Below are 12,987 nucleotides of genomic sequence, written 5' to 3' on the forward strand. Positions count from 1 at the left end.
ACCGCGATGAGCAACGACGATCGTACCCAATTCATGCCGACGCCCGGTGGCCGTGGCGCCGATCCATTTCGCCCGGACCCTGGCCGTCCGGACCCGGGTCGTCCACAGCCTGCGCCGCTGTCGATGCCGGCCGCGCCGGTCCTGACCGGCAAGGCCGAGGGCCTCAACCCGTTGGAAAGCGCCGCCGGCCCGCTGCTGGCGCTGCTGACGCGCCTGCGCAACACCATCGCCCACCCGGCGCCGGCCAGTTTGCGCGCACAGCTGCTGGCCTATCTGCGCCAGTTCGAAGAGCGCGCCGAGGCCGCCGGTGTGGTGCGCAACGATGTGTTGCTGGCCCGCTACGCCTTGTGCACCGCGCTGGACGAAGCGGTGTTGAGCACCCCGTGGGGCGGCACCAGCGACTGGGGCAAGCAAAGCCTGCTGATTACCGTGCACAACGAAGCCTGGGGCGGCGAGAAGGTGTTCCAGCTGCTGGAGCATTGCCTGCAAAGCCCCCGCGAGCGCCTGTATCTGCTGGAGCTTTTGTACCTGTGCATGTGCCTCGGTTTCGAGGGGCGCTACCGGGTAATGAACGACGGTCGCAGCCAATTGGAAGCCTTGCGTGAGCGCACCGCTGGTGTGATTCGCAGCGCCCGGGGCGACTACGAGCGCGAGCTGTCGCCGCACTGGCGCGGTGTCACCGTGGCCCGCGACCGGTTGGCCCAGTTCATGCCGCCATGGATCGCCGTGGCTATCGGCGCGGCCCTGCTGCTGGCGCTGCTGTTCGGCCTGCGCATGAAACTGGCCTCCGATGCCGAGCCGGTGTTCAAGAACATTCATTTCCTCGGTGAAATCCCGGTGCAGACCATCGACCGCCCTGTGGTGCAGCCGAAAGTGGTCGAGCGCCCACGTCTGGCCGGCTTCCTCGCCGATGAAATCCGCGCCAACCGGATCGCCGTGGAAGACGCCGTCGACCGCTCGGTGGTGACCATCCGCGGCGATGAACTGTTCGCCTCGGGCAGCGCCAGCATCAAGGACGATTTCCAGCCGCTGATGCTGCGCATCGCCGATGCAGTGCGCAAGGTCAAGGGCCAGGTCCTGGTGACCGGGCACAGCGACAATCGGCCGATCGCCACCCTCCGGTTCCCGTCCAACTGGGCGCTGTCCGAAGCGCGGGCCCAATCGGTGCTGCAAATTCTGTCGGCCAAGACCGGCCAGCCCGAGCGCTTCAGCGCCGAAGGCCGCAGCGACACCGAGCCGTTGGCGTCCAACGCCACCCCAGAGGGGCGTGCGCGCAATCGTCGGGTTGAAATCACAGTATTGGCGGAGGGGGTCGAGTGAAGGCGTTTTTCAGTTTTATGACCCGCTGGGTCATTCCATTGCTGGGGCTGATCGCCCTGAGCCTGATCATCTGGTTCGTGGGCCCGCTGCTCGATTGGCTGGTGCCTGAAGGCCGCCGCTGGGCCTTGATCATCCTGGTGTTCGCGGTGTGGATCGCCTACCGGGTGTTCCGCATCATCCAGGCGCGCCGGCAGGCCGCCGAAGTGATGCGCAGCCTGGCCGCGCAAACCCCACCCGACCCCACCAGCATCGCCACAGCCGAGGAGCTCGAGACCCTGCGCCAGCGCATGGACGAAGCCTTGGCCCTGCTCAAGAAAGCCAAGCTGGGCGGTGACGAGCGCCGTAACCTCTACGAGCTGCCGTGGTACGTGATCATCGGCCCGCCGGGTTCGGGCAAGACCACCGCGCTGGTCAACTCCGGGCTGCATTTCCCGCTGGCCGCGCAACTGGGCGCCGGTGCCGTGCGCGGCGTGGGCGGTACGCGCAATTGCGATTGGTGGTTCACCGACCAGGCGGTCCTGCTCGACACCGCTGGCCGCTACACCACCCAGGACAGCGACGCGACCATCGACAAGGCCGCGTGGCTGGGCTTTCTTGGCCTGTTGAAAAAACAACGGGCCCGACGCCCGATTGACGGTGCCTTCATTGCCATCAGCCTGTCCGACCTGCTGCTGGGCAGCGACGCCGAGCGCGCCGCCCATGCCGCGGCAATTCGCTTGCGCATCCAGGAGCTGTACACCCAACTGGGCGTGCGTTTCCCGATCTACCTGATGCTGACCAAGCTCGACCTCGTGCCGGGGTTCATGGAGTATTTCGATACCCTGAGCAAGGAAGAGCGCGCCCAGGTCTGGGGCATGACCTTTGCCCTGGACGATGGCAAGAGCAACGACAGCCCGCTGGCGCACCTGCAAAGCGAATTCACCGGCCTGGAGCAGCGCCTCAACGACCGTTTGGTGGAGCGCTTGCAACAAGAGCGCGACCCGGCGCGCCGTGATCTGATCTACGGCTTCCCGCAGCAGTTCGGCGCCTTGAAAGATTGTCTGCAAAGCTTCCTCGAAGGCGTGTTCAAACCCAACGCCTTCGAAGAGCGCGTGTTGCTGCGCGGTGTGTATTTCACCAGCGGCACCCAGGAAGGCAGCCCGATCGACCGCTTGATCGGCTCCATGGCCCAGAGCATGAACCTGGACCGTCAGCACCTGGCGCGCCAGACCGGCACCGGGCGCAGCTACTTCATCGAAAAACTCTTCACCGCCGTGGCCTTCGCCGAGCGCGGGCTGGTGGGCGTCGACCCGAAAGTCGAGCGTCGGCGCAAATGGATCGCCCGCGGCGTACTGGCTTCCACGGTGGTGCTGGTGTTGGTGGTCAGCACGCTGTGGTGGGTCAGCTACCGCGCTAACCAGGCTTACATCGCCCAGGTCGATCAGAAGGTCGCGCCATTGGGCCAGACGGTGCAGAACCTCAGCCCGGCGCAACGGGATGTGCTCGCGGTGTTGCCGCTGCTCAACGCCGTGAAGCACCTGGCCGACGACGCCCCGAGCTGGGCCGAAGGCCTGGGCCTGTATCAGGGCGACATGCTCGAAGCCGAGTCCGGCAGCGTCTACCGCAAGCTGCTGATCGCGGTGTTTGCGCCACGCCTGCTGACACGCATCGAAGAGCAACTGCACAGCGGCGGCAATTCGGATTTCCTCTACGAAGGCTTGAAGGCCTACCTGATGCTCGCCGACACCGAGCATTACGATGCCGATTTCATCAAGGCCTGGATCGCCCTGGATTGGGACCGCAGCCTGCCGCGGGACTTGCCAGCCGAGCAACGCCAAGCCTTGACCGCGCATTTGCAGGCGCTGTTCGAGCGGCGTCCGCCGCTGGCGCGCCTCGACACGCGCCTGGTCGAAGACCTGCGCCGCCAGTTGCAGCAATTGCCGGTAGCCCAACGTGTGTATGACCGGATCAAGCGCCAGAAACTGCCCGAAGGCATCCCGGACTTCCGCATCAACGAAGCCGCCGGGCGTGACGCGGCGCTGGTGTTCAGCCGCAAGAGCGGCAAGCCGTTGGGCGAGCCGCTGAGCGGGTTCTTCACCGTCAAGGGCTACCGCCAGGGCTTCTTGCTCACCAGCCTGAGCCAGACCGGTACCCTGGCCGAAGAGCAATGGGTACTGGGCCACGAAGAGGCCGATCAGCAGAACGTCGCCAGCCTGGCCGCCGATGTGCGTCGCCTGTACTTCCAGGATTATCTGCGCCAATGGGACGCCTTGCTGGCCGACATCGACTTTGTGCCGATCACCAGCGTGGCCCAGGCCGCCGACGTGCTGCGGGTGATTTCCGGCCCGACCTCGCCGTTGAAAAAACTGCTGGTGGCGGTGGCGAAGGAAACCGACCTGCAACAGGATGAACGCCTGCTGGCCGCCCAAGGTACACCGGTGGAAGGCGGTGTGGACAAACTCAAGGAGCGCCTGGGCAGCTTGCTCGGCCAGGAGCAGGCGACGCCCAACGCGCCGGCGGCGAGCGATGACCCGATCACCGCGCACTTCGCCGAGCTCAACAGCATCGTCAGCAAAAGCGAAGGCGAGCCGGCGGCCATCGATGGCTTGCTGGCGGACATGAACGCTTTGTACGTGCAGGTCAGCGCCATGGTCGGTGCCAGCGGCGACGCCTTGCTCGGCGAGGCCAAGAACCAGGCCTCGGCCGCTGCCACTCGGGTCAGCCTCAACGCCGAACGCCAGCCGCCGCTGGTGCAGGGCCTGGTCAAGTCGGTGGTCAACTCCACCACCAACAGCATGATGGGCGGGGTGCGCAACCAACTGAACGCCGCCTGGACCAGCGAAGTGGTGAACATCTATCGCCAGTCCCTGGCCGGGCGCTATCCGATGTCGCCGGGCAGTGCGCGGGACGCGACCCTGGATGACTTTGGCCAGTTCTTCGGCGTCGGCGGGGTGATGGACAACTACTTCCGCAAGTACCTGCAACCCTACGTCGACACCTCGACCCCGACCTGGCGCTGGCAACCGGGCGCGGCGCAGAAACTCGGCATCGCCCCTGGCGTGCTGCAGACCTTCCAGCGCGCGGCGACCATCCGTGATGCGTTCTTCCGTTCCGGCGGCACCCAGCCGATGGTGCGCTTCGAACTCAAACCGGTGGCGATGGACTCGACCATCACCCAGTTCCTGCTCGACCTTGACGGCCAGCAACTGAGCTACGACCACGGCCCGAGCCGGCCGACCGCCATGCAATGGCCGAACCCGGGCAGCATCGGCGTGGTGCGGATCTCGATCATGCCGCCGTCGTCCAGCGGTCGCTCCGGCATCACCCTGGATGGGCCGTGGGCCTGGTTCCGGCTGCTGGAGCAATCGGACCTGACCGCCGGCAACTCGCCGGACCGCTTCAACCTGCGGCTGCGGGTCGATGGTGCCAGCGCCTCTTACGAATTGCGGGCCAACAGCGCCTTCAACCCGTTCAAGAGCCGGGTGCTCAGCGGCTTCAGCCTGCCGGAGCGGCTATGAGTACGCCGGGCTTCTACGGCAAGTTGGCCAGCCGCGGGGACTTTGTCAGCCGTGGTTTGCCCCAGGGGTTTATCGGCCCGTGGGATTCGTGGTTGGCGGCGGGTTTGCTCGCCAGTCAGAGCAGCCTCGGCGAGCGCTGGCTGGATGCCTATCTGGTCAGCCCGCTGTGGCGCTTCATGGTCGCGCCCGGTGTGTGTGGCCCGGACGCCGCCGTTGGGGTGGTGATGCCGAGCATCGACCGGGTCGGCCGTTATTTTCCGTTGACCGTCGCGGTGCTGCTGGAGCCCGACGCGGACCCGGCGTCGGTGGTGGGCGGTGCGGACGAGTGGTTCGAGCGGGTGGAGAACCTGTTGCTGAGCACGTTGAGCGTGGAGGCCAGTTTCGAGGCGTTCAACGAACAGCTGGAAACCCTCGGCAGCCCGATGTATTTACCGCGCACGCCAAGCAGCCGTTTCGCCAGCCTGCATCGCTTCGATGCCACCGACCCGCAGCGGCGCATGAGCGCCCTGGCCGAAGCGGCCTGCGAAGGCGTGAGCTTGTGGTGGGGCCAGGGATCGGAGCGCATTGCCCCGGGTTTGATGCGCTGCCAGGGATTGCCGGCAGCGGCTGATTTTGCGCAATTTTTGCTCGGCCAAGAAGGTGTTGTGTAGATGCGTCCAAGTGCCGGAAAAGCAATCAAGTCTGCAAGCAAGAGCCATGTCGGGATGGTCCGCCAGGTCAACGAAGACGCCTGCCTGGACCTGCCGGAAAACGGCCTCTGGGTGGTGGCCGACGGCATGGGCGGGCACGCGGCGGGCGACTACGTCAGCAGCCTGATCGTCGACAGCCTGCGCGGCATTGCCGTGGGGCGTTCGCTGGATGAGTACGTTGCGGCGCTGCAAAGCGATCTGCTGCGGGTCAACGCCGCCGTGCGGGAAGAAACCGCCAACCGTGGCGTGACGATGATGGGCAGCACCGTGGTGGTGCTGGCCGCCCGCGACCTGCGTGGCATGTGCCTGTGGGCCGGTGACAGCCGTTTGTATCGCCTGCGCGACGGCGTGCTCGAAGGCATCTCCCGGGACCACAGCTATGTCCAGGACTTGCAGGACAGTGGCCTGCTCAGCGAAGCCGAGGCGCGGGTCCATCCACGAGCCAACATCGTCACCCGGGCCATCGGCGTCGAGGCGCAACTGAACCTGGCGCTGACCGAACTGCTGCTGGTGCCTGGCGACAGCTACCTGTTGTGCAGCGACGGGCTGACCAAGACCGTCGAGGATGATGAGATCCGCGAAGTCTTGAGCCACGACGAGCCCGGCGAAATCGCCAGCAGCCTGGTGTCCCTGGGCCTGATGCGCGGTGCGCCGGACAACATCACCGTGGTGGTCGTGAAGGTGCCGTCATGAGCTTGACCCTGAACATTGTCATCCCCGGCTACGACATCGAAGGGCCGATCGGCGAAGGCGCGATGGCCAGCGTGTACCTGGCGACCCAGCGTTCGCTGGAGCGCAAGGTGGCATTGAAAGTCATGGCCGCCGCCCTGGCCGCCGACCCGACCTTCTGCGAACGTTTCCTGCGCGAAGGCAAGACCCTGGCGCGCTTGTCGCACCCGCACACCGTCACCATCCATGACATCGGCAACGTCGGTGAGCTGTATTACATGGCGATGGAATACCTGCCCAACGGCACGCTCAAGGAACGCATCGCCGCGGGCCTGACGCCGGAGCAGGGCCTGACCTACATTCGCCAGATCGCCTCGGCCCTGGGGTATGCCCACGGACTGGGCCTGGTCCACCGTGACGTCAAGCCGGCCAACATCCTGTTCCGCGCCGATGGCACGGCGGTGCTCTCGGACTTCGGCATCGCCAAGTCCTTGGACGACCGCACCCAATTCACCCAGGCCGGCTTTGCCGTCGGCACGCCCAGCTACATGAGCCCGGAACAGGCCCGTGGGCAAGACATCGACGGCCGCGCCGACCTGTACGCCTTGGGCGTGGTGCTCTACGAAATCCTCGTCGGCAAACTGCCGTATACCGGCAATGACGCACTGTCCACAGCCCTGGCGCACCTGACCGAACCGTTGCCGGAGTTGCCGGTGCACCATGGTCGTTACCAGGATGTGCTGCGCAAGCTATTGGCCAAGGATCCGGCGGAGCGTTTCCCGGATGCGGCGGCGTTGCTGCGGGCGCTGGATAACCTGCCAGAGGAATCGTCGGAGGCGACGCTGATCCGACCGTTGTCGTTTCAACTGCCGACCACGCCACCGCCGGTGGATGACTTGGCGGGCTTGACGCCCATGTCCATCGACATTCCCAGCGGCCCGGCTTACTCACAACCGCAGCCTCAACCGCAGCCCAAGCCCGTTCCGCCGCCAGTAAAACCGACGGTTCAATCCTCGGTGTCGGAGCAGCGCAAGGGGCCGGTGTTCGCCCTGGCCGCCGTGGCAGTCGCCGTGGCGCTGGCGTTGGGTGGCGCGGGTTATTGGTGGTTGGCCGGTGATGATGGGAAAGAGGTGAAGAAGCCGGTGACCACGACGACCTCGGTCAAGCCTCCCGAGGTGTCCCCGCCGAAGGCTCCCGAGGTGCCAGCGGTTAAACCTCCCGTCACCCCTGCGGCCCAGCCACCCGTGGCGGTCGAGGCCGACGGCGGCCAGCGTCCGCTGCTGATGGCCGGCAAGAAAACCCTGTTCCAGCGCGTGCTCAGCAAGCCGGGGGCGAAACTCGCCGAGGCGCCGGGCGCTGCGCCCGGCAAGGCACTGCCGGCGTTTTCGGTGTTGTACGTGTATCAGCGCAAAGACGTGGATGGCAGCGCTTGGGTGCGGGTCGGCGCGGCCACCGACGGGCGCAGCGACGGCTGGTTGCCCGCAACCCAAGTCAGCGACTGGAAGCAAAGCCTGGTGCTCAAGTTCACCGAACGCTCCGGCCGTGCGCCGGTGATGTTCCTGCGTCAGCCTGGCGAAGTGGAAAAGCTCCTGGCTAACCCATCGGCCGCCAAGAACGTCTTGCTCAAGGCCCAGCAGAGCCCCCAGCAAGAGCAGCAAGTGTTGGCCCTGGAACCGGCCGCCAGCGCGGTACCGCAGAACCAGTTCTACCTGTTGCCGATCTTCGATTCCCGCGAAAGCATGGATGAGAACGGCCAGCCGGTGCAGTTGCTGAACGTGGCCTCCATCGACCCGGGCAACACCCCCAAGGCTGCGGGCAACACGCCGATCACGACCGCCAATGCCGACGCGTTCCGTACGGCGGTGGTGCTGGTGGTGGACACTACGGTGTCGATGCAGCCCTACATCGACCAGGTCCGCGACGTGGTCCACGCACTGCAAACCCGCATCGCCGAGCGCGGCGAGTTGGACAGTGTCAGCTTCGGCATGGTGGGTTTCCGCAGCAGCATCAAGAAAACCCCGGGGCTGGAATACGTCGCCAAGACCTTGATCACCCTGGAGCAGGGCCGCGACCCGCAACGCTTCGTGGAGCTGGCGCGGCAGGTCAAGGCCTCGACGGTGTCGAGCCATTCGTTCAACGAAGATGCGTTCGCCGGGGTCATGGAAGCCGTCGAAGGCATGGACTGGTCCGGCTACGGCGGGCGCTTGATCCTGTTGGTCACCGACGCCGGCGCCCTGCGCAAGAACGATCCGTTTGCCGCCACGCAAATGAACGAGGCCGAAGTGCGCCAGGCGGCGCTGGGCAAGCAGATCAAGATCTACGCCCTGCACCTGCTCAGCGACGCCGGCAAGAAAACCCATGCCGGCGCCCAGAGCCAGTACCGCATCCTGACCGCCGACGCCAACCCGCAGATCGGCGACCTGTACATTCCGGTGCCGGGCGCCGATGTGCGCAAGTTCGGCGAGCGCGTCGATGAGATCGGTTCGGTGTTCGCCGACCTGGTGCATCAGGTGCGCAGCAACAAGCCGCAAACCGTGCCGCTGTTGAGCGCCGCGCCGAGCCTGGCCGACAAGTCGGCCGCGGTCGGCTACGCGATGCACATGGATTTCCTGGGGCGCAAATCCGCCAGCCAGGCGCCGCAACTGGTCAGTGCCTGGACCGCCGACCGCGACCTGACCAACCCGGCGCTGCCGGCGTTCCAGGTCTGCGTGATGTTGACCAAGCTGCAACTCAACGACCTGCAGCAGTCGCTGAAGCTGATCGTCGACGCGGCCCGCAAGACCCAGAGCTCGCCCAAGGATTTCTTCCAGGAAATCGCCAGCGCCAGTGCCTACATGAGCCGCGACCCATCGGCTTTGCGCAAGGGCGGTAACCTGGCCGACGGCGGGATTCTCGGCGAGTACCTCGAAGGGCTGCCGTACCGCAGCAAGTCGCTGAACATGACCCAGGACTTGTGGTTGTCCTTGAGCGTGGCCGAGCAGGAAGACTTCATCGACGAGCTGGATTCGAAAATCCGTCTCTACGAAACCTTCCACAACGACCTCGCCAACTGGGTGCGTTTCGGCGATGCCGAGCCGGGTGATGCCTTGTACCGCGTTCCGTTGTCGACGCTGCCGTGATGCTGACCCTGAACGCCGTGCACAAAAGCCGGGGTGCCGGCAGCCAACGCTACAGCCTGGTGATTCCACGGCTGCATTTGCGCGGCGGTGAACAGTTGGCGGTGGTCGGCCCCAGCGGCTGTGGCAAGAGCACCTTGCTGGACCTGCTGGCGCTGGTGTTGGCGCCGGATCAGGCCGGGCAATTCGACTTCACGCCGGCCGACAAGCCGCTGGACATCGCCAAATTGTGGCGTGCGTCGCAACAGGGCACCTTGGCCGAGCTGCGCAGCCGTTACCTGGGTTATGTTCTGCAAACCGGCGGCCTGTTGGGCTTCCTGGATGTGCGCGGCAACATCGCGTTGTCGCGCAAATTGCTGGGCTTGAAGGATGACGCAAGCGTGACGCGCCTGGCTGGGCAGTTGGACATTGCCGATCAACTGGACAAGAAACCGGCGGACTTATCCGTCGGCCAGCGCCAGCGGGTCAGTTGTGCCCGGGCGTTGGCCCATGGGCCGCGCCTGCTGCTGGCCGATGAACCGACCGCCGCCCTCGACCCGTTGAACGCCGAGCGCGTCATGCAGTTGCTGGTGGCCCAGGCCCGCGAGCACGGCGTCTGCTGTGTGGTTGCCACCCACGACGAAGCGCTGGCCCGCGCCAGCGGTTTGCAGGTGCGGCGCATCAGTTGCCGTCGCGATGTCGACGGTGGCGTCACCGCTACGCTCGGGGAGGCTTGCTGATGCGCGGCGCGCTGGTGGCTTCCCTGGCCTGGCAGGATTACCGCAACGATGCCTGGCTGTCGGCTTGCTCGGTGCTGGCCTTGGTGGCGGTGGTGGCGCCGTTGCTGGTGCTGTTCGGCCTGAAGTTCGGCCTGGTCAGCAGCCTGACCGAGCGCTTGCAGAACGATCCGGCCACCCGGGAAATCATCCCCTTGGGCGGCGGTCGCTTCAGTGCCGAATTCATCGACCAATTAAGTCAGCGCGGCGACGTGGCCTTTGCCTTGCCGCGCACCCGGCAGATCGCCGCGACGGCGGATTTGAGCAGCGATGCTTCGGCCGTCACGGTCGAGATGATTCCCACCGCCGCCAACGATCCCTTGTTCGAACATTTGCCGGTGCCGCAAGGCTTGGATCAAGTGGTGCTCAGCCAGACCGCCGCTGAAAAGCTCGGCGCCAAGGCTGGCGATTGGTTGCAGGCCAGTTTCGGCCGGCAGGTGGCCGGTCGCAGCGAGGCGCAGCGCACCCGTGTGCAGGTGCTGCACGTGCTGCCCTTGGAAGCCTTCGCCCGGGACGGTCTGTTTGCACCGTTGGCGTTGCTGGAGGCGGCTGAGGATTACCGTGACGGCCGTGCCGTGCCCGCGTTCGGTTGGCCGGGGGATGCGGTGGGTGTGAGCGGGCAACGGGTCTACCCGGCGTTTCGTTTGTATGCCCGCAGCCTCGGCGATGTCGAGCCGCTGCGACAGTATTTCGCCGGGCAGAACCTGCTGGTATCGACCCAGGCCCAGACCATCGCACAAGTGCAATCGCTGAGCCGCAATCTGTCGATCGTGTTCTGGATCATTGCCGGGTTGGCGCTGGCCGGCGCGTTCGCGGCGATCTTCGCCGGGGCCCTGGCGGCGGTCGAGCGCAAGCGCCGGGAGCTGTCGGTGTTGCGCCTGCTGGGGGTTTCCACCGCGGCGCTGTTGCTGTTCGTGGTGTTGCAGGCACTCTACAGCGCCACGTTTGCGGCCCTGTTGAGTGCCGGCCTGTATGGCCTGGCGCAGTCGGGCCTGAATTATTTATTTGCACAGATGCCCGGCGAATACGCCAGTCATCTGTTGGTGCGTCACTACACCTTGGCCCTGGTGGCCGTGCTCGGCGTCAGCGCCGTCGCGGCGGCTTGCGGCGGCTGGCGGGTGGCGCGCATCCAGGCGTGTGAAGGAATTCGCGATGTATAAATTATTGGGCGCCGCCGTGGCGCTGAGCCTGGCCAGTATGGGCATGGTTGGCCTAGTGCATGCCGATGAAGGCACGGACAAGCTGGACAACCCCAAGCCGCTGCCCGACGACGTCAGCCTGCCGCTGCCGTGCGAAGGCCAGATGGTGTTCCGCTACGTCTACATCCTCGCCCAGGGCACCTTGGACGACCGTGAGATCAGCCTCGGTTACCCGTTCAGCGAAGGCGAGGCGGGCTATCAACAGTCGTTCATTTCCGGCTACCGGCGCGACTTCATCAACGGCCAGTTCACCCTCAAGGACCTGCCCAAGGACTGGAACAAGACCATCACGCCGTTGATGCCCAAGACCGACGCCAAGACGCCGCTCAAGCCGATGCTGTACTTCATCGGCAAGTACGAGGTCACAGCCCGGCAATACGCCCAGGTCATGGCCCAGGCGCAATCGTTGGCCAGCGGTGAGCCAGCGCCGGCCTGTGAAACCCTGCAAGCCGATCTGCCCCAAGGCGTGGCGGGGCGTTTGCCCAAGGTGAAACTGTCGAAGTTCGAGGCCGAGCGCTTCTCGGCGGTGTACAGCGCCTGGCTGATGAAATACCACAAGGACCTGCTGCCGGTGAGCGGTCGCGGCACCTCCGCCGAAGACGGCGGACTGGGTTTCGTGCGCTTGCCTACCGAAGTCGAATGGGAATTCGCCGCCCGTGGCGGCCAGGCCGTGAGCCGCCAGGACCTGGAAGGACGTCTGTTCCCACGACGCCTGGAAGGCAGTGAAAGCGACGGGCCGCTGGCCGACTGGGCGGTGTTCAACCAGGTCGCCGGTGGCACCGGACAGGCGGCGCGGCTGATGCCCATCGGCACCAAGCTGCCGAACCCCATCGGCTTGTTCGACGTGGTCGGCAACGCTGCCGAGATGGTCCAGGAATCCTTCCAGTTGGTGCACGCCGGTCGCCGCCAGGGCGCCTATGGCGGCTTCGTGGTCAAGGGCGGCAACTACCTGGAAGGCGAGGGTACGTTGTTCACCGGCATGCGCCGCGAATACCCGTTGTTCGCCGCCGATGGCACCGAGCAAAGCAACGAAACCACCGGTTTTCGCGTGGCCGTCGGGGCCTTGTCGGCGCCGCGTTCGCGCTACAAGGAATTGTTCGCCCAATGGCAGAAAGAAGGCCGGCTCGCGTCGCTGACTGACGCCATCGATGACGCCGACGACCCGACCAAACGCCTGGACAGCATCATCGCCGCCAGCGTCGATCCGCGCCTGCAAGCGGAACTGGGGCTGGTCAACGAAGAGCTCAAGCGCAACGTCTCGCTCATCGCCCAGCAGCGCGAGGAAGCGGCGGGCAACCTGATCCAGTCGTCGGCCCTGGTGGCCGAGACCGTCAACAACTACAACATTCGCCTGACCAATCTGCAGAACAGCCGGCAAGCCGCGCTGGACGCCAAGGACGAGGCCAGCGCCACGCTGTTCGCCACGGCCATCGACAATGGCCGCAGTGCGCTGGATGGCGCGGTGGCGATCTACATCGACAACCTGGCGACCGGCACGCGCTACACCGATGCCGTGATCCAGGCGCAGTTCCAGCGCATCAAGGAAGAGCTTGAGCGCAAACCGGTACTGGGCAAGAGCCTGGTGGCGCGTGCAACGTTATTCGTTCGTCATGTCGGGGATTATCGTCAGCAAAAACGAGCCGACCCGGCGGCGATATTGAAGGAATTGCTCGCATCGAACGCTCAGCGGTCTTGAGCGTTCGTTGTCAGCGAGCTTGGAAGGGACTCAGGCGGCGATAGCG

General features: G+C 65.6%; 8 protein-coding genes. All 8 read left to right on the plus strand.

What is annotated here, in order from left to right; translation table 11 throughout:
* Nucleotides 1–6 precede the first annotated feature (6 nt).
* From AB4N80_RS05875 to AB4N80_RS05910, 8 genes are read left to right on the plus strand one after another with little or no spacing between them, the layout of a single operon-like run.
* The gene (locus AB4N80_RS05875) at nt 7–1,320 is read left to right on the plus strand and encodes a DotU family type VI secretion system protein (RefSeq protein WP_116833752.1); all 1,314 of its coding nucleotides are present in this window, start codon (nt 7–9) and stop codon (nt 1,318–1,320) included.
* Nucleotides 1,317–4,817: a type VI secretion system membrane subunit TssM gene (gene tssM / locus AB4N80_RS05880; protein ID WP_122567581.1), complete on the plus strand. Its 3,501-nt coding sequence runs from the start codon at nt 1,317–1,319 to the stop codon at nt 4,815–4,817. The genes AB4N80_RS05875 and tssM overlap by 4 nt, the downstream gene beginning before the upstream one ends.
* Nucleotides 4,814–5,467, plus strand: a complete 654-nt coding sequence (tagF, locus tag AB4N80_RS05885; protein WP_122567580.1) for a type VI secretion system-associated protein TagF — start codon at nt 4,814–4,816, stop codon at nt 5,465–5,467. Before tssM ends, tagF begins: the two co-directional genes overlap by 4 nt.
* Nucleotides 5,468–6,199 carry a PP2C family protein-serine/threonine phosphatase gene (locus AB4N80_RS05890; protein ID WP_003206909.1) on the plus strand — a complete coding sequence of 244 codons (732 nt, stop codon included), beginning with the start codon at nt 5,468–5,470 and terminating at the stop codon, nt 6,197–6,199. It begins immediately after the preceding gene.
* Complete coding sequence (locus AB4N80_RS05895) at nt 6,196–9,294, plus strand: serine/threonine-protein kinase (protein ID WP_354335997.1); 3,099 nt, start codon at nt 6,196–6,198, stop codon at nt 9,292–9,294. The genes AB4N80_RS05890 and AB4N80_RS05895 overlap by 4 nt, the downstream gene beginning before the upstream one ends.
* Nucleotides 9,294–10,010 (plus strand): ABC transporter ATP-binding protein, encoded by a 717-nt coding sequence (locus AB4N80_RS05900; RefSeq protein WP_003206906.1) that lies wholly within the window; start codon nt 9,294–9,296, stop codon nt 10,008–10,010. Before AB4N80_RS05895 ends, AB4N80_RS05900 begins: the two co-directional genes overlap by 1 nt.
* The gene (locus tag AB4N80_RS05905) at nt 10,010–11,206 is read left to right on the plus strand and encodes an ABC transporter permease (protein WP_122567578.1); all 1,197 of its coding nucleotides are present in this window, start codon (nt 10,010–10,012) and stop codon (nt 11,204–11,206) included. The genes AB4N80_RS05900 and AB4N80_RS05905 overlap by 1 nt, the downstream gene beginning before the upstream one ends.
* 37 nt (nt 11,207–11,243) lie before the next feature.
* A complete protein-coding gene (locus tag AB4N80_RS05910; RefSeq protein WP_436278731.1) occupies nt 11,244–12,941 on the plus strand; it encodes a formylglycine-generating enzyme family protein in 1,698 nt (565 codons plus the stop codon).
* Nucleotides 12,942–12,987: the final 46 nt, after the last annotated feature.

This window comes from Pseudomonas sp. H3_A02, assembly GCF_054671965.1.